The sequence below is a fragment of the Paraburkholderia sp. CNPSo 3274 genome (assembly GCF_024206475.1).
GTDB lineage: Bacteria > Pseudomonadota > Gammaproteobacteria > Burkholderiales > Burkholderiaceae > Paraburkholderia.
The window spans coordinates 1-14,844 of the sequence record NZ_JAMBPR010000124.1; the positions used below are offsets into that span (position 1 = coordinate 1).

General features: G+C 64.7%; 14 protein-coding genes and 2 pseudogenes. 7 read left to right on the forward strand and 9 right to left on the reverse strand.

Annotated features, from left to right (window positions below; all coding sequences use genetic code 11):
- A pseudogene (locus tag M3I54_RS41245) lies at window positions 1-202 on the forward strand (IS256 family transposase); the annotation flags it as partial.
- A 40-nt stretch (window positions 203-242) separates the two neighbouring features.
- Here M3I54_RS41245 and M3I54_RS41250 read toward each other — a convergent pair.
- Window positions 243-2,420 (reverse strand): penicillin acylase family protein, encoded by a 2,178-nt coding sequence (locus M3I54_RS41250; protein ID WP_254345901.1) that lies wholly within the window; start codon window positions 2,418-2,420, stop codon window positions 243-245.
- A 233-nt stretch (window positions 2,421-2,653) separates the two neighbouring features.
- Between M3I54_RS41250 and M3I54_RS41255 the strand changes: the two genes are divergently transcribed.
- The gene (locus tag M3I54_RS41255; protein WP_028206775.1) at window positions 2,654-2,857 is read left to right on the forward strand and encodes a DUF3079 domain-containing protein; all 204 of its coding nucleotides are present in this window, start codon (window positions 2,654-2,656) and stop codon (window positions 2,855-2,857) included.
- Between the two features lie 9 nt (window positions 2,858-2,866).
- Here the strand turns inward: M3I54_RS41255 and M3I54_RS41260 are convergent, their stop codons facing one another.
- Window positions 2,867-3,646: an SDR family NAD(P)-dependent oxidoreductase gene (locus M3I54_RS41260; protein WP_254345917.1), complete on the reverse strand. Its 780-nt coding sequence runs from the start codon at window positions 3,644-3,646 to the stop codon at window positions 2,867-2,869.
- A 152-nt stretch (window positions 3,647-3,798) separates the two neighbouring features.
- Here M3I54_RS41260 and M3I54_RS41265 point away from each other — a divergent pair, with 152 nt between their 5' ends.
- Window positions 3,799-4,695: an AraC family transcriptional regulator gene (locus M3I54_RS41265; RefSeq protein ID WP_254345902.1), complete on the forward strand. Its 897-nt coding sequence runs from the start codon at window positions 3,799-3,801 to the stop codon at window positions 4,693-4,695.
- A 77-nt stretch (window positions 4,696-4,772) separates the two neighbouring features.
- Here M3I54_RS41265 and M3I54_RS41270 read toward each other — a convergent pair whose 3' ends face one another.
- The 3 genes from M3I54_RS41270 to M3I54_RS41280 all read right to left on the reverse strand — a co-directional run bounded on the left by M3I54_RS41270 (window position 4,773) and on the right by M3I54_RS41280 (window position 7,029).
- Window positions 4,773-5,552: an ABC transporter substrate-binding protein gene (locus tag M3I54_RS41270; protein WP_254345903.1), complete on the reverse strand. Its 780-nt coding sequence runs from the start codon at window positions 5,550-5,552 to the stop codon at window positions 4,773-4,775.
- A gap of 337 nt (window positions 5,553-5,889) precedes the next feature.
- Window positions 5,890-6,138 (reverse strand): hypothetical protein, encoded by a 249-nt coding sequence (locus M3I54_RS41275; RefSeq protein WP_254345905.1) that lies wholly within the window; start codon window positions 6,136-6,138, stop codon window positions 5,890-5,892.
- 156 nt (window positions 6,139-6,294) lie between these two features.
- A complete protein-coding gene (locus tag M3I54_RS41280) occupies window positions 6,295-7,029 on the reverse strand; it encodes a GGDEF domain-containing protein (RefSeq protein ID WP_254345907.1) in 735 nt (244 codons plus the stop codon).
- A gap of 279 nt (window positions 7,030-7,308) precedes the next feature.
- On the opposite strand from M3I54_RS41280, the gene M3I54_RS41285 reads away from it, so the two are divergent.
- Window positions 7,309-7,776, forward strand: a complete 468-nt coding sequence (locus M3I54_RS41285) for an LEA type 2 family protein (RefSeq protein WP_254345909.1) — start codon at window positions 7,309-7,311, stop codon at window positions 7,774-7,776.
- Between the two features lie 240 nt (window positions 7,777-8,016).
- Entirely contained in the window at window positions 8,017-9,066 is a 1,050-nt protein-coding gene (locus M3I54_RS41290; RefSeq protein ID WP_254345911.1) for a GAF domain-containing sensor histidine kinase, read from the forward strand.
- Window positions 9,067-9,249: 183 nt separating this feature from the next.
- On the opposite strand, the pseudogene M3I54_RS41295 reads toward M3I54_RS41290, so the two are convergent.
- Window positions 9,250-9,543 (reverse strand): annotated as a pseudogene (locus tag M3I54_RS41295) (helix-turn-helix domain-containing protein); the annotation flags it as partial.
- Window positions 9,544-9,623: 80 nt separating this feature from the next.
- On the opposite strand from M3I54_RS41295, the gene M3I54_RS41300 reads away from it, so the two are divergent.
- Window positions 9,624-10,529: an SDR family oxidoreductase gene (locus M3I54_RS41300; RefSeq protein ID WP_254345913.1), complete on the forward strand. Its 906-nt coding sequence runs from the start codon at window positions 9,624-9,626 to the stop codon at window positions 10,527-10,529.
- A gap of 93 nt (window positions 10,530-10,622) precedes the next feature.
- Here M3I54_RS41300 and M3I54_RS41305 read toward each other — a convergent pair whose 3' ends face one another.
- Window positions 10,623-11,819, reverse strand: a complete 1,197-nt coding sequence (locus tag M3I54_RS41305; protein ID WP_254345914.1) for a phytanoyl-CoA dioxygenase family protein — start codon at window positions 11,817-11,819, stop codon at window positions 10,623-10,625.
- Window positions 11,820-11,928: 109 nt separating this feature from the next.
- Window positions 11,929-12,870 carry a LysR family transcriptional regulator gene (locus tag M3I54_RS41310; protein ID WP_254345915.1) on the reverse strand — a complete coding sequence of 314 codons (942 nt, stop codon included), beginning with the start codon at window positions 12,868-12,870 and terminating at the stop codon, window positions 11,929-11,931.
- Window positions 12,871-13,055: 185 nt separating this feature from the next.
- Here M3I54_RS41310 and M3I54_RS41315 point away from each other — a divergent pair, with 185 nt between their 5' ends.
- Window positions 13,056-14,567 carry a CoA-acylating methylmalonate-semialdehyde dehydrogenase gene (locus tag M3I54_RS41315; RefSeq protein WP_254345916.1) on the forward strand — a complete coding sequence of 504 codons (1,512 nt, stop codon included), beginning with the start codon at window positions 13,056-13,058 and terminating at the stop codon, window positions 14,565-14,567.
- Between the two features lie 64 nt (window positions 14,568-14,631).
- Here the strand turns inward: M3I54_RS41315 and M3I54_RS41320 are convergent.
- The coding region (locus M3I54_RS41320; RefSeq protein ID WP_254345359.1) for an IS3 family transposase at window positions 14,632-14,844 on the reverse strand (213 nt) is incomplete at its 5' end.

Genomic DNA, 14,844 nt, shown 5'->3' on the forward strand with positions numbered 1-14,844 from the left:
CCACCGTACGACGCGCACGCGCAACTGCGTATCGCGACCAACCTTCCTCGGGCTCGCATTCAAGCTGATCGAGGAAGCCGAGAAAACCTGGCGCCGTATCAACGGCCCGGAAAAGATCAAGCTGTTGCTCGCGGGCGTTGCCTTCAAGGACGGCGAACCGGTGCAAGACGATCGGCCGGTTCAGCAGAAACTCGCCGCTTGAAATCGGTCGTCACGATGCTGCCCATACACCAGACTTGACGTTAGCTCCCCCAGCGCGCCTCTTCGAGCCTGGTGCCCTTGGGCAACCCGGCGATTGCGTGATCGATCCGGTCCAGCATGAACGCGCGCCAGTCCGCGAAGCGGCCCGGTATCCACGCGCGATGGTCGGCTAGCGTCTCCATCGTCGCTTCGTAACGCGAGTTCGCCGCACGATAGCTGAGGTCCGGCGCAATCGCGGCCATCTGCTTGTCCAGTACACCGAACCATCCTTCGTAGAGGGAGTCGTAGAACGCGCGCACCAGCCGGTAGCCGACTGCATTGACATCGGCGCGGCCATCCCACGCCTGAATCAGCCGCTGGAATTCGGCGCGTTTGGGATGGCCGTCGAGCGCGCGCGCATCGAGCGCGTCGAGCGCCACGCGTCGCCAGTACTCGATCCAGAACGCGCGGTCGTCGGTCTGCACCGCGAGCATGTCGCGCTCGCTCGCGTGCGGCAGCGCGAGCAGGTCGTTGCGAATTTGCGTGGCGCGCGCGCCGAGATCCGTGCCGGAGTCGCCGATTTGCGCCACGTCCTCCAGCGGCAGGGTGCGGTTGTTCGCGGTCCAGATGCGGCCGGCCCGCGGATCGACGCGTACGGGATACGCATCGGGCGTCCGATAGCCTTGCCAACCGGCGTACGTCCCGGAGCGGTACGGCAAGCTCGCGAGCGCTGCCGCCTCACCGTCTGCGTCGGCATCCGCGAAGCGCGGCAGCGGCCCGGCAAGCGTCCAGCCGATATGGCCTTGCGCGTCGGCCACCATGAAGTTCTGCGTCGGCATGCCGAAGGTCTGCGCGGCGCGCAACGCCTCGGCGACGTTCGTGATGCCTTCTAGCCGCATGAAGTTCATGTTGGTCGCCTGCGGATCCTGCGCGACCCAACGCAATGCATACGCTTGCTCGCCGACAACGAGCTGCGGCCCCCAGCGCGTTTGCATGACCGGCAGATCGACGCTCGCGCCGCCGTTCACGTCGAGCCGCTCGTGGATCACCTGCGCCCGCTCCCAGCCGCCGTTCGGGACACGGTAGCGCAATGGCTCGGCCGGATCGCGTTGAAGTTCGACCAGATCGACGAAACGCCCATAGCTGTTCGTGAAGCCCCACGCGATATGGCCATTGCTACCGGCCACGACGAACGGCGTACCCGGCAAACTGACGCCCGTGATACGCCGCTCGACGCCATCGGGCGCGGGATAGACGAGCGAGATCCGGTACCAGATGTTCGGCAGCGACAGGCCGAGGTGCATGTCGCTCGCGAGCAGTGCGCCGCCGTGAGCACCGTGCGCGCCGTCGACCGCGAAACCGTTGCTGCCGACCATCGAATCGACCGCGCTCCCGCCGCCTGCGAAGTCGCTTACGAAGCCGCTCACGAAACCAGGCAGGCCGACGAGAAGCGCGGTGGCATCGGGTTCGGCATCGGCAGCGGACTGCGTTGTCGGGAGCCATGATGGCGGCGCTGCGGGCAGCGCAGCCGGCGGCAGCACCCATGCGCGCTGCCCGTCGAGCGGGGCATCCCAATGGCTCGTCTGCGGCAACAGGAACGCCAGCAGATCGGCCGGAACGCGTTCGCGCAGCGCCGCGCGCGAGAGCACGCGCCTCACCTGGTCATACTGAAGATCGAAGTACATTGCGTAGACGGCAAGCACCGTGTCTTCGAGACGCCACGGCGCCGGTTGCGCGCGCAACAGCCAGTATTCGAACGGCCGCGCGCGAAGCGAGCGCAGGCCGTCGTTGACACCTGCCGTATAGCGCTCGATCAGTTGCCGCTGGTCGGCGGAGAGTGCGGCAAGCGCCGCCTGCGCGTGTTCGCGAAAGCGCAAGGGCCGGTCGCGGCGGTCCAGCGGCAGCGCCGCCGGGCCGATGAGCGCCGCCATCTCGCCAGCGGCGACCCGGCGCAGCAAATCCATCTGGAAGAAGCGGTCCTGCGCGTGAAGGAAGCCGCTCGCATACGCAACGTCGCCACGCGTGCTGCCTTGCACCGTCGGCACGCCAAGCGCGTCGCGCCCGATCATCACCGGTGCGGAAAGCGGCGCGGCACGCGTGCCATCCAGCTGCGGCAAGCTGCCGCGCAATGTCAGCCAGCCCGCCAGCACCATGGCAGCCAGGACGATGACGACGGCACACAACAGAATCAGCGGCCACGCGCGGCGCCGCTTTTGCGGGAAAGGACTCGAACGGGTCATTGCAGAGCACGCGGGTCGTTTTGTTCAGCGCTTCCAGGCGCGGCGACCGGATCGGCCGAACGCCGTACGACCATAGCATGACCCTGTGGCAACAACACGCAGGGAGAGCGACGCGACCTTTTATACCCTTCGCCGGGCTTCCTGGGCGCGACACTCTGCCATCTGCCACCGTGCCGCGGAAGGAAGACAATCTCAATATTGCGTTCTGACCGAGATCGCACTGGGGCGACATCATGGCAAAGAAGTTTCCGATTCACCCGCTGCACCCCGAGCGCCTGTGCTGGGGCTGCGACCACTACTGCCCTGCCAACGACATGCGATGCGGCAACGGCCAGAGCCGCACACAGCATCCGGCCGAACTGCTCGGCGACGACTGGCTCGAACAGGGCGACTGGGGTATCGAAGTCGACGCGTCCGGCAAAAGCGTCACGCCATAACCCGCGAAATCAAATATGAATGCCGCCAGCCACCTCGATGCGCTGCGCGTTCACCCAGCCAAAGTCATCCGACAATAGACCTGCAATCACGGGCCCCACGTCCGTCGGCAATCCCGCGCGGCCCAGCGCGGTATGTTCCGCCACCGCTTTGTTCACCTCCGGATTGTCCCGCACGACGCCGCCGCTAAAGTCGGTCGCAATGGCGCCTGGCGCCACGACGTTGACTGCGATTCGGCGCGGCGCGAGTTCGAGCGCCATATAGCGCGTGAGCGCTTCGACGGCCGCCTTCATCGGGCCATAAATCGCGCGGCCCGGAAACGCGAAGCGTGCAAGGCCCGAGGAGAGGTTCACAATCCGCCCACCGTCATGAATGAGCGGCAGCAGCTTTTGCGTCAGCAGAAACGGCCCCTTGAAATGCACCGCGAACTGCGCGTCGAGTTCCGCTTCGGTGCCGGCTGCGAGCGTGGCTATCGAAGAAATACCGGCGTTGTTCACCAGATAATCGAAGCCCTTTGCGTTCAGCGTCCCAAGCGCTTCTCGCAGGCGCGCGACGAAGTCGTCGAACGCGCCTGAATTCGCCATGTTCAATTGCAAGGCAATCGCTTGCCCGCCCGCCTGCGCGACCTCCGCACAGACCTTCTCTGCGTCGGCTCGATTGGTGTTGTAAGTGAAAACCGTGTGGACACCGCGGCTTGCCAGCCGCAGAACGGTGTCGCGGCCAATCCCGCGGCTGCCTCCGGTGACGACCGCGATTTTCGGGTCCGACTGACTGCCGTTGTTCGTTGCCATTTGGCACCTCTCGCTGTGTTGGATAGCATCGATTCTCCGCTTGACGCCACCGGCGAGTGAATACCCGAACCTGCCCGATTCTTGCCTAATCCTGCTTCGCTGACTAAGATGGGACGGCGCACTTTCCACTGCGCGTTCCTTATCGAGCCGCCATGACGAACGAACTGGCCGCCGCCCTGCTGCGCTACACGCAAACGCAGCCAGGCACGAGCCCATACAGCACCGCTGTCGACGGACTGCTCATCCTGCGCTCCGATCACCCCGCGCCGCCCACGTTTCGTTCGGCGCGCCCGGCTCTGTGCATCGTCGCTCAAGGCGCCAAATGGGCTAGTTTTGGCGGGGCGCAACTGGAGTACCGGGCTGGTCAAGCGCTCGTGGTCGGCGTGGAAACGCCGTCGCGGGGCCGCGTGTTCGAGGCGAGCCCGGACAAACCTTGCCTGGTTCTGATTCTCGAGCTGGACCTGGCGATGTTGCGCGCCGTTGCAAACGAAATGTCGCCTGCGCCCGTGCCGGCGGCAGATGCAAGCCGCGGCGTGTTCGTCGCGAACTTCGATGGCCCCCTCGCCGATTGCGCGCTGCGCGCGGTGCGCCTGCTGGACACGCCCGACGCCATCGGCATGCTGTACCCAATGCTCATGCGCGAGATTTGCTATTGGCTGCTAAGGGGTCCGAATGGATCTGAAATCGCGAGGCTGGCGTCGACCGAAAGCCCTTCTCACAGCCTGCTGCGCGCGGTGGAGAATTTGCGGGCGCGGTTTGCCGAAACCGTGCGGGTGGAAGACCTGGCGGCAGTCGCCCAGCTCAGCGCTTCGGCGTTCCACCGGCAGTTCAAGGCGCTGACAGGGCTGCCGCCCCTTCAATACCAAAAGCAGTTGCGGCTCCTGGAAGCCCGCAGACTGCTGCTCTCACTGTCGATGAGCGTACAGGCCGCCGCATTCGAAGTGGGATACGAAAGCGCCTCGCAGTTCAGCCGGGAATACACGCGGATGTTTGGAGCGCCACCGAAAAAGGATTCGACTCAAGCGAAGGCACTGCGCGAGGCCGCGTAGGATGCTCCGGCTACGCGCGGCACGAAAGCGGTGTACCTGCTTTCGTGCCGTGCACACGTCACGCTGGGTGCATCACATCACTTACCATACACGTCGAAGTCGAAGTACTTCTTCTCGATCTTCTTGTACGTGCCGTCCTTGATGATGCCGGCGATCGCGCCGTCGATCTTCGTCTTGAGCGCGGCGTCTTCCTTGCGCAGGCCGATGCCGGCGCCGTTGCCGAGCGTGACCGGGTCATCCAGGTCGCCGCCCGCGAAGCTGTAGCCCTGGCCGCGCGGCGTCTTCAGGAAGCCCACGTCGGCCTGCACGGCGTCTTGCAGCGCCGCGTCCACGCGGCCGGCCAGCAGGTCCTGATAGACCTGGTCCTGGTTCTGGTAAGGCACGACCTCTACGCCAGCCGTTGCCCAATGCGCCTTTGCGTAGGCTTCCTGAATCGTGCCCTGCTCCACGCCCACGCGCTTACCCTTGAGCGATTGCGCCGTCGGCATGATGCCCGAGCCCGTTTTGGCGACAAGGCGCGTCGGCGTGTTGAACAGCTTGTCCGAGAACGCGATCTGCTCTTTGCGCGCCGGGGTCATCGACATCGACGAAAGCACGCCGTCGAACTTGCGCGCTTTCAGCGCCGGGATCATGCCGTCGAAGTCGTTCTCGATCCAGACACATTGGGCATTCAGACGGTGGCAGATCTCGTTGCCAAGATCGATGTCGAAGCCGACCAGTTTGCCGTCGGGTGCTTTCGATTCAAACGGCGGATAGCTTGCATCGACACCAAAGCGAATGGTGTCCGCCGCAAAGGCACCGGCGCTGCCTGTGGAGGCGATCAAGGCAATAGACACGGCTGCAAACAACTTTTTCATGGGATCCCCCTTGGTTCTCGATATACAGGGTGGTCAAGACATGGACACCGCCCGCATGGTTGCGGCGCGGACATTCCCCAGCGGCGCGCTCCGCAAGCGTGATCGACGCTGCGGGTGCACCTGCGCCGGGCAAGATAGCAGTCCAGAATACTCGCGTCGAGTCGTCAAAAACACGCGAAAACACCTATGGCTTGGGAGAACCCTGAGGAAAACTCGGGCCGGGCCCGCCCAGCCCGCCTTCATGGCAGGGAAGACCCTAAAAATGCCGCGGTTGAATGCCGCGGTCGAAGACCGCAGTTGAAGGCCGCCGATGATTACGGGCGAGCGTATTGCCGCATTAGAGGCGCGGCACCGGACGAACTTCGCGGCGAAATTCGCGGCGGACTTCGCGGAGCCTCCAGACGCGGCGGCGCGAGCGGGCCGCACGCATGCCCGCACTGTCACGCAATCGGGACAGACCGCTTTCCCTCTCGATGGCGGGGTCGTCGAAAGCGCTGCACGGGAAGTCGATCAGAGCGGATAAGTCGGGATTTCGCCCAGCCGGAACGAAGACTCGGGCGAGTTCGGAAAAGAGGCGCTTGAACATGGACAGTTAACCGGCATGACCACCGTTGCGGACGCCATTGCCCGGGAGTGATTGACCTGCCCGGTACGACGCGCCGGGTCGCACGAAGCCAGCGTCGATGCTGGTTTTCGTCAGCGCGAATTTTCCCTGGAATAAATTTGCCGGGCAAGCATTTCTTCAGCGCGATTCGGCGAGGTAGCGGACTTCGCCTTCTTCGGCGTCCGATGTCATGATGACGCGATTGCGCCCCGCCGCCTTCGCGACATAAAGCGCAGCGTCGGCCCGTACCATCGCGCTTTCCAGCGTTTCGTCCGGCACGAGCCTGCCGACGCCAGCGCTGAGCGTATAGCGCACGCCGTCGGCGGACGAACGCTCGACTGCAAGCCGCAGCGTATTCGTCAACGTCGCTGCGTCGTGCTTTTGCGCGTAAGCGAACAGGATCGCGAACTCTTCGCCACCCAGCCGTCCGAACAGATCGCATGACCTCAATTGAGCGCTGACGACCGAGGCAACGTGCGCCAGGATGCGATCGCCGACCGCATGGCCAAAGCCGTCGTTGACAGCCTTGAAGTTATCGATGTCGAGAATCGCGATCGACAACGGATCGCCCTTCTCCCGCGCTTGCGCAAGCAGGCCATGCGCCCTGGCAATGGGCGCACGCCGCGTGAGCGCGCCCGTCAGTTCGTCGATCGTCGCGAGCTTTTCCATGCACCCAAGGATCCGATCGTGAGCGAGCATCACCATGCCGATCGATATGCAGGGCAACGTGACGATCGCAAGGCCGAGCAGCGCCACGTTCCAGGGCGACGGCTGCACGAACGAAAGCGACGGCACGGTGCCGAAAACAATCGCGCCGATTCGCGCGACATAAACGAGCGCACGATAGGAGAGAGTCAGGACGCGGCGCGGCACTCGACCAGTGAAAGCAAATTGAAACGACTTTCGGCCGCGAATGGCGCATGTCGCGTAAGCGTCGGGGATATATCGTATCGCAGGTTTGGCCTGGATCCATGCAATCCGGATCGATCTGGCCGACTCGGGCCGCCAGAGCACGCGAATCGAAACACAGGGACCCGCGACAGCCCGGCGGATGGCACGAAACCTGCCAAGGATCGGCGCTACACTAAGCGGCACCTGCGGACTCTACAGACGAGGTAACTTGCCATGCCAGCACCTGACGCGAGGCGCTCAATGCGACTTTTCTGCATCTTGCTTTGCGTGCTTTCCTGGCTTGGCGGCTGCGCGGGGTTGATGGGCCAGGACCCGCTGCGGGTCAACGTGGCTGGGCTCGAGCCACTACAGGGCGAAGGGATGGAGATGCGCTTCAACGTGAAGTTGCGCGTCCAGAATCCCAACGACGCGCCGGTCGAGTTTAGCGGCGTGTCGCTGCAACTGGATCTGAACGGTCAATCGTTCGCCAGCGGCGTGAGCGATCAAAGCGGTGTCGTGCCGCGCTTCGGTGAAACGGTGATCGTCGTGCCGCTGACCGTGCCGGCATTCGCCGCCGTGCGCCAGGCTTTCGCCTTTGCGGGCAGTGCACAGGCAGGCGACATTCCCTACGAAATACGCGGGCGCCTCGCAGGCGGCATCGGCGGCGGCACGCGCTTCGTCGATCGCGGCAAGCTGTCGCTGCCAACGGGTGGCCTGCTCGGCCCGTGAACGGTGCCCGGCCGCCCCTCGGGTATGCCGCGGCTTGCCTTAGCCCTCAAGCAGCGCCGACCGCGGTGATACTGGCCGCCCCCGAGCGAGCGTGGCTCGTTGTAAACACAACTGGAAATGCAACCCTATTTCCCGGCCAGCAATATACGGCTATGACAAAGCCGCATAAAATGTGCCGATTGCCGGTACTGGGCGCCCACGTACGGAACAACGATGACGACGCGAGACGCAGATCCGTTAATGAACCCGGCCCCGTCGGTCAGCACCGACCCCGAAACGCTGATCGCCCTGCTCAACGAGGATCTGTCCGCGAGCCGATCGTTGCACGAACTTTCGCTCCACCTGCTGGTGGAGCATCAGCCGGCTGCGCTGTATAGCCGTATCGTCGAGGCGGCCCGGCAACTCCTGAGCTCCGATTTCGCGAGCCTGCAAATGCTGTCCGGCGAGGAGAACGGCCGCGAGCGGCTGGACCTTATCGCGCATTGCGGCTTCACGCCGGCTGCGGCCGAACACTGGCGCGTCGTCCGTATCGACTCGACAACGAGTTGCGGCGCCGCCTGGGCGCGGGGCGAGCGCGTGATCGTCCCCGACGCGGAAGCCTGGCCTGAGTTCGCCGGCACCGCCGACCTCGACGTATTCCGCGAGACTGGCATCCGGGGCATGCAAACCACGCCGCTGCGCGCCCGCGACGGCACGCTGATCGGCATGCTTTCCACGCATTGGGCGGTGCCTTACCGCCCAAGCGCGCAGCAGCTCCAGCTCTTCGACATCCTTGCGAACCAGGCGACCAGTCTCATCGAGCGCACGAAGGCCGAGACGCTGCTGCGCGAGCGCGAAGCGAAGCTCGCGCACGTCGACCGCATGAAGGATCACTTTCTCGCGACGCTCGCGCACGAACTGCGCAATCCGCTCGCGCCCATTCGCAATGGCCTGCAGATCCTGCGCGCGAGCCCCGACCCGGCCGACGGGAAACGCGTGCTCGACATGCTCGATCGCCAGCTCGGTCATCTCGTGCGGCTCGTCGACGACCTGATGGAAGTGGCGCGCATCAACAGCGGCGCCATTGTGCTGCGCCGGCGGCGCGTCGATATCCATACCGTGCTGGAAACCGCGCTCGACCTGAGCCGGCCGGCGATCGAGAATGCGCGGCATACGCTGGCGGTGAGCAAGGCGGCCGCGCCGCTGTATCTGCATGGCGACGACGTGCGGCTCGCTCAGGTTTTCGCCAATCTGCTCAACAACTCGGCGAAATCAAACCAATCGGCCTCGATCAGCTCACCGCTGCGCTGACGCTTGCACGCGAGCGCTGATTAGCCCTTGCTTCATGAGGAAGACCAGGGAGGTCAGGTTGCGCGCTGCAGTGTCACGACTGCTCGATCAGCGCCTTGATGTGCTCGGCCTGCCCGGCATCGACCGGGTTGTAGACGATCATGTGCAGGTCGGGCCGGCCATCGACGGAAAACGCCGACTGCTCCGCCCGAGCCCCAGCATGAAGAGGTGCTCGCGCTCCGGATCGGTGAGCATCAGCGCGCCGCAGATGCGTTCGAGCACCTCCGGCGAAGGCGCGCCGCCGCGCCCCTGTTCGAGCCACGTGTACCAGGTCGGACTGATATTGGCCCGCCGCGCCACTTCTTCGCGATGCAACCCCGGCGTGCGCCTGCGACCGCTGAAACCGAAGCTCGCGGGGTCGAGCCGCGTGCGGCAGCGCCTCAGGAAGTCGCCGAGCGAGCCCGCCGAGTGGATCGGAATGGAGAGCCTGTTAGTCATCTTACTATGATGAACTCACTACTCTAACGGTATAGAAAATTTGGAGATAGTACGCCAGTCATGACCCAGGAGAGATGACCATGCGTATTTTTCTGACCGGCGCGACCGGCTTCATCGGCTCGGCGCTCGTTCCGGAACTCATCGAAGCCGGTCACGAAGTGATCGGCATGACCCGCTCCGAAGCCGGCGCGCAGGCGCTCGCCCGGGCGGGCGCACGCGTACATCGCGGCACGCTGGAGGAACCGGCAAGCCTGCGCAGCGGCGCGGACCAAGCCGACGCCGTGATCCACACGGCCTTCGATCACGACTTCTCGCGCTTCGTCGAAAACTGCGAAAAGGACAAGCGCGCCATTGCGGCGCTCGGCGCCGCGCTCGCCGGCTCCGATCGTCCGCTGCTGATCACGTCCGGCACGGGCATCGGCAATGCCCGGCCTGGCGAGCCGGCGAGCGAGGACGTCTTCAATCCGGGCCATCCCAACCCGCGCATTGCGTCCGAGCTGGCCGGGCAGGCACTGCTGGAACAAGGGCTCAACGTGGGTGCGGTGCGGCTGCCCCAGGTCCACAACCCGTTTCGGCAAGGACTCGTTACGCCGCTCGTTGCGATCGCGCGCGAGAAAGGCATTTGCGCCTACGTGGGCGACGGCCAGAACCGCTGGCCGGCTGGCCACCTCTCCGACGCCGTGCGCCTTTATCGCCTCGCCGTGGAGAAAGGTCAGCCGGGCGCACGCTACCACGCGGTCGGCGAAGAGGGCGTGACGAGCCGCGAAATCGCCGAGGCGCTGGGCCGCGGGCTCGGCCTGCCGGCCGTTTCGATCGCGCCGCAAGACGCGGCCGCGCATTTCGGCTGGATGGGGATGTTCGTCGGACTGGACATGCCCGCTTCGAGCGCGCTCACCCAGGCGCGGCTCGGCTGGCGCCCGACGGGCCCCTCGCTGATTGCCGATCTGAACGAAGCGCGCTTCGCCGAGGTGGGCGCTTTAGAATGAGCCGATAGCTATCCTGAATATCCTCACCTCACCGTCTCGTGGTCGATGGCGGCCACGAGATATACGCCCTGCACGATGCGCTCATCGCTGCGCTTACGCGGGATCGCGTCGCGCGCCCTGCGCGCGCAACGCCTCGGCGAATCTGCCCGGCTCCCAGTCCTCGCGCAGCGCACGCAGCATGAGCGCCTGCTGGCTTTCTGGCGCGAGGCCGCCCAGGGGCGGGTCACGGTCGAGATTCGTGGGAAACGGATAGCCCTCGGCACACGACGCGACGACCGCGACGGTCGCGAGTTCGGCTGCAACGCCCACGCCCTTCCTGCGCCGCTCGCGCAGCACGGGATAAATGGCTTCGCACATGCTCGCGCGGTCGAGCGCTTCCATTGCGCGCCCCATTGCCGATGACACTTGCAGCAGGTTCGCCATGCGCTGCACGCCGGCGGTGCGGTTCGCGCCCGCCGCATGAAATAGCGCGGGATTGAAGAACAGGGCGTCGCCTTTGGTAAGCGGCAACTGCACGCAATGCGCTTCGAAATACGCGCGGAAATCGGCTCGCCGCCATGCAAGATATCCCTCGGCATAGCGTTGCGAGTACGGCAAGAGTTTCGTCGGCCCGCTCTCGACCGGCATGTCGCTGTGCGCGACCGCCCCCTGGAGCGTGAGGAAAGCAGATACGTGGTGCACATGCGCCGGATAACGCTGGGCCTCCTCGATCGTCTGGAATCCCAGGTGATAGTCGCGGTGCGCTTCCTGCGCCGCGCCGCCCGGACGCACCACGTTGACCTGCGAGGTCATCTGATAGCACGGTCCGAGCCACGCCTCGCACATAGCCATGAGCGGCAGGTTCGCGAAGTAATCGACGAATACGGCGGGCGCTTTGAGGCAGAGCTTCTGTTGCGCATTCCAGATGCGGTCGTTTGCGCCCGCCTTCGCAAAATGGTCTGCGCCGCTCGCCCCCTGCTCACGCTCGGCCCGGATAATGGCTTCGAACACGGCGGACGCATCGTCCACTGGCTGCGTGTTTGCGTAAGCGCGCTCGAGCACCAGCACGCCAGCGCCGTCGCGCAGCACGTGCGCCCATTCCGCCTGCAATTGCGCGCGCTGCGCCGCGTCGTGAAGCGCGCCTTCTAGTGCCTCGCAGTCGTACACGGGAATGCGCTGCTTCACATCGCAGGCGAAGCGCAAAGGGCTGCCGTCGTCGCGTAGCCTGTCCACGAATGCGTCTAGCGAGCATTCGCGTTCGACGTACCATTGCCGCCCAAAATCCGCCACGGGTGATTCGTGCTGATCCATGCGTCTGCCTCCGTTTTGCGTCAAGGATAACGCCGGCACGGGGCGCCGTGGATGCCAAAAATCTATCAAAAACACATCAGGAAGGCGGCGGCGTGGCTGCGCGCGCACGTCACTCCAGCGGAAAGCCATCCTTGAACGTCTGCCGCAGGAACTCCGCAAAGTGCTTGACCGCACGCGGCACCTGCGCCCCATACGGCCGCACGACGTGCAATTGCGAAGCGAACGCGCCTACGGGGCGCCAGTTGGGCAGCAGCACGACGAGCTTGCCGGCCTGCAGTGCGGCCTGCGCGCTGAAATCGGGCAACAGCGCGATGCCGAGATGTTCCAGCGCCGCGTCGCGCAACGCTTCGCTGTTGTTCGCCGAAAACGGGCCGTTCACCGTCACCGTCTCGCGCGTGCCTTCCGCGCGGCGGCCGGCTTTCTCGAAGGACCACACGCCCGCACCCAGCGCGCGTGGATAGAACAGACAGTCGTGCTGCGCCAGATCGGCGGGCGTTTGCGGCGTGCCCCGCTGCTTGAGGTAAGCACGCGTGGCGACGATGACCGAGCGCGTGTCGCAGAGCTTCCAGGCCACGTGAGTTTCCGGCACCTGCGCGCTATGGCGAATCGCGAGATCGAACCCTTCGGTCGCAATCGAGGTGAGCCGGTCGGAAAGCTCCAGTTGCACGCGCACTTCGGGATGCGTGCGCGAAAATTGCGCAAGACGTGGCACCAGTTGCTGGCGCGCGAAGGCCACGGGCGCGGTGACGCGCACCGTGCCGCGCGCGACATCGGCCATCTCGCGCACGCTCGCAAAGCTCGCCGCAATGCTGTCGAACTGCGCGCGCGTGTCCTCCACGAGCCGCAGCCCCGCTTCCGTGAAGCGCACGCTGCGCGTGGTGCGCTGCACAAGCGGCACCCCTGCGACGCGCTCCAGTTCGGCAATGCGCTGGCTCACGGCCGCCTTGCTCACGCCCAGGCGCGTTGCCGCCGCGGTATAGCTGCCCTGGGTGGCCAGCACATTGAGCCAGTGCAAATGCGTCCAGAGTGCTTCGACTCGCTGCGTATCCATCGATAAAAAGTCCGCGTCAAAACTCGTGATCCCCGCGCCGATACTAGCATGCCCCTCGCGCACTTTTCACAGACTGCGTAAGTGATTGTTCACAGCTGAAAACAATCAATTCAACGACAGCGTCTTTCCTCGCCCCCGCACCCTCCGTAGACTGGCGGCACGCACTCACCATACGAGGAGATGACATGCAGGCCTATACCGATTCCGCAGACGTAATCCACTTCATCGGCGGCAAGTCCGAGCGCGGCGCGGGCGACCGCACGCAAGCGGTCTTCAACCCGGCGACCGGCGCCGCCGCGCGCCGCCTCGTGCTGGGCGAAGTTGCCGACGTGGACGCCGCCGTGGCGAGCGCGAAAGCCGCGTTCCCGAAGTGGCGCGACACGCCGCCCATTCGCCGCGCACGCGTCATGCTGCGTTTTCTCGAGCTGATGAATCGTCACGCGGACGACCTCGCGGCGATCATCACGGCCGAACATGGCAAGGTCTTCTCCGACGCGCAGGGCGAAGTGGCGCGCGGCATCGATGTGATCGAATTCGCCTGCGGCATTCCGCAATTGCTCAAGGGCGACTACACCGAACAGGTTTCCACGGGCATGGACAACTGGACCGTGCGCCAGCCGCTGGGCGTGGTGGCCGGCATCACGCCGTTCAACTTCCCCTGCATGGTGCCGTGCTGGATGTTCCCGGTGGCACTCGCAGCCGGCTGCACGTTTATCCTCAAGCCTAGCGAGCGCGACCCTTCGGCTTCGCTTTTCATGGCGCGGCTGCTCAAGGAAGCCGGCCTGCCCGACGGCGTGTTCAACGTCGTGCAAGGCGACAAGGTCGTGGTCGACGCCCTCCTCGCGCACCGCGACGTGAAGGCCGTGAGCTTCGTGGGCTCCACGCCGATCGCGAACTACATCTACGAGACGGGCGCGAAGCACGGCAAGCGCGTGCAGGCGCTCGGCGGCGCGAAGAACCACATGGTCGTGATGCCCGACGCGGACCTCGACAAGACCGTGGACGCACTGATCGGTGCAGGCTACGGGTCGGCAGGCGAGCGCTGCATGGCGATCTCGGTGGCCGTGCTGGTCGGCGATGTGGCTGACAAGATCGTGCCGCGCCTCGCCGAGCGCGCACGTAGCCTCGTGGTGAAGAACGGCATGGAAGCCGATGCGGAAATGGGCCCGATCGTCACGAAGCAGGCGCTCGAGCGCATCGAAGGCTATATCGCGACCGGCGTGGAAGAAGGCGCGAAGCTCGTGGTGGACGGGCGCGGCCTCAAGGTGCCGGGCCACGAAGAAGGCTTCTTCACCGGCGGCACGCTGTTCGACAACGTCACGCCCGAGATGCGCATCTACAAGGAAGAAATCTTTGGACCGGTGCTCGCCTGCGTGCGCGTGAAGGATTTTGCCGAAGCCGTGCAGCTGATCAACGATCACGAGTTCGGTAACGGCGTCGCCTGCTTCACGAGCGACGGCCACGTGGCGCGCGAGTTCGGCCGCCAGATCGAAGTGGGCATGGTGGGCATCAACGTGCCGATTCCGGTGCCGATGGCATGGCACGGCTTTGGCGGCTGGAAGCGCAGCCTCTTTGGCGACATGCACGCGTATGGCGAAGAAGGCGTGCGCTTCTATACGAAGCAGAAGTCGATCATGCAACGCTGGCCGGAAAGCACCGAAAAGGGTGCGGAGTTTTCGATGCCGGTGGCGAAGTAACGGTTGTTAGTGAGAGAAAAAAGCCCACTTCTGAACTGACCCCGGAAAGCTGGACAGTATTTGGCTAGGGCCGAACGGGCTGAGTTCTGTACATCACAGGACTCAGCCCGTTTAACTTCAGCTTGATGCGTTGGTGATTGTAGTAGTGAATGTAGTGTTTGATGCCGGCCTGAAGTGCTTCGATGCTCTCGAAGCGAGTCGGGTAAAAGAACTCGGACTTCAGGGTGCCGAAGAAGCTTTCCATGGCGGCGTTATCGTGGCAGTTGCCCTTGCGCGA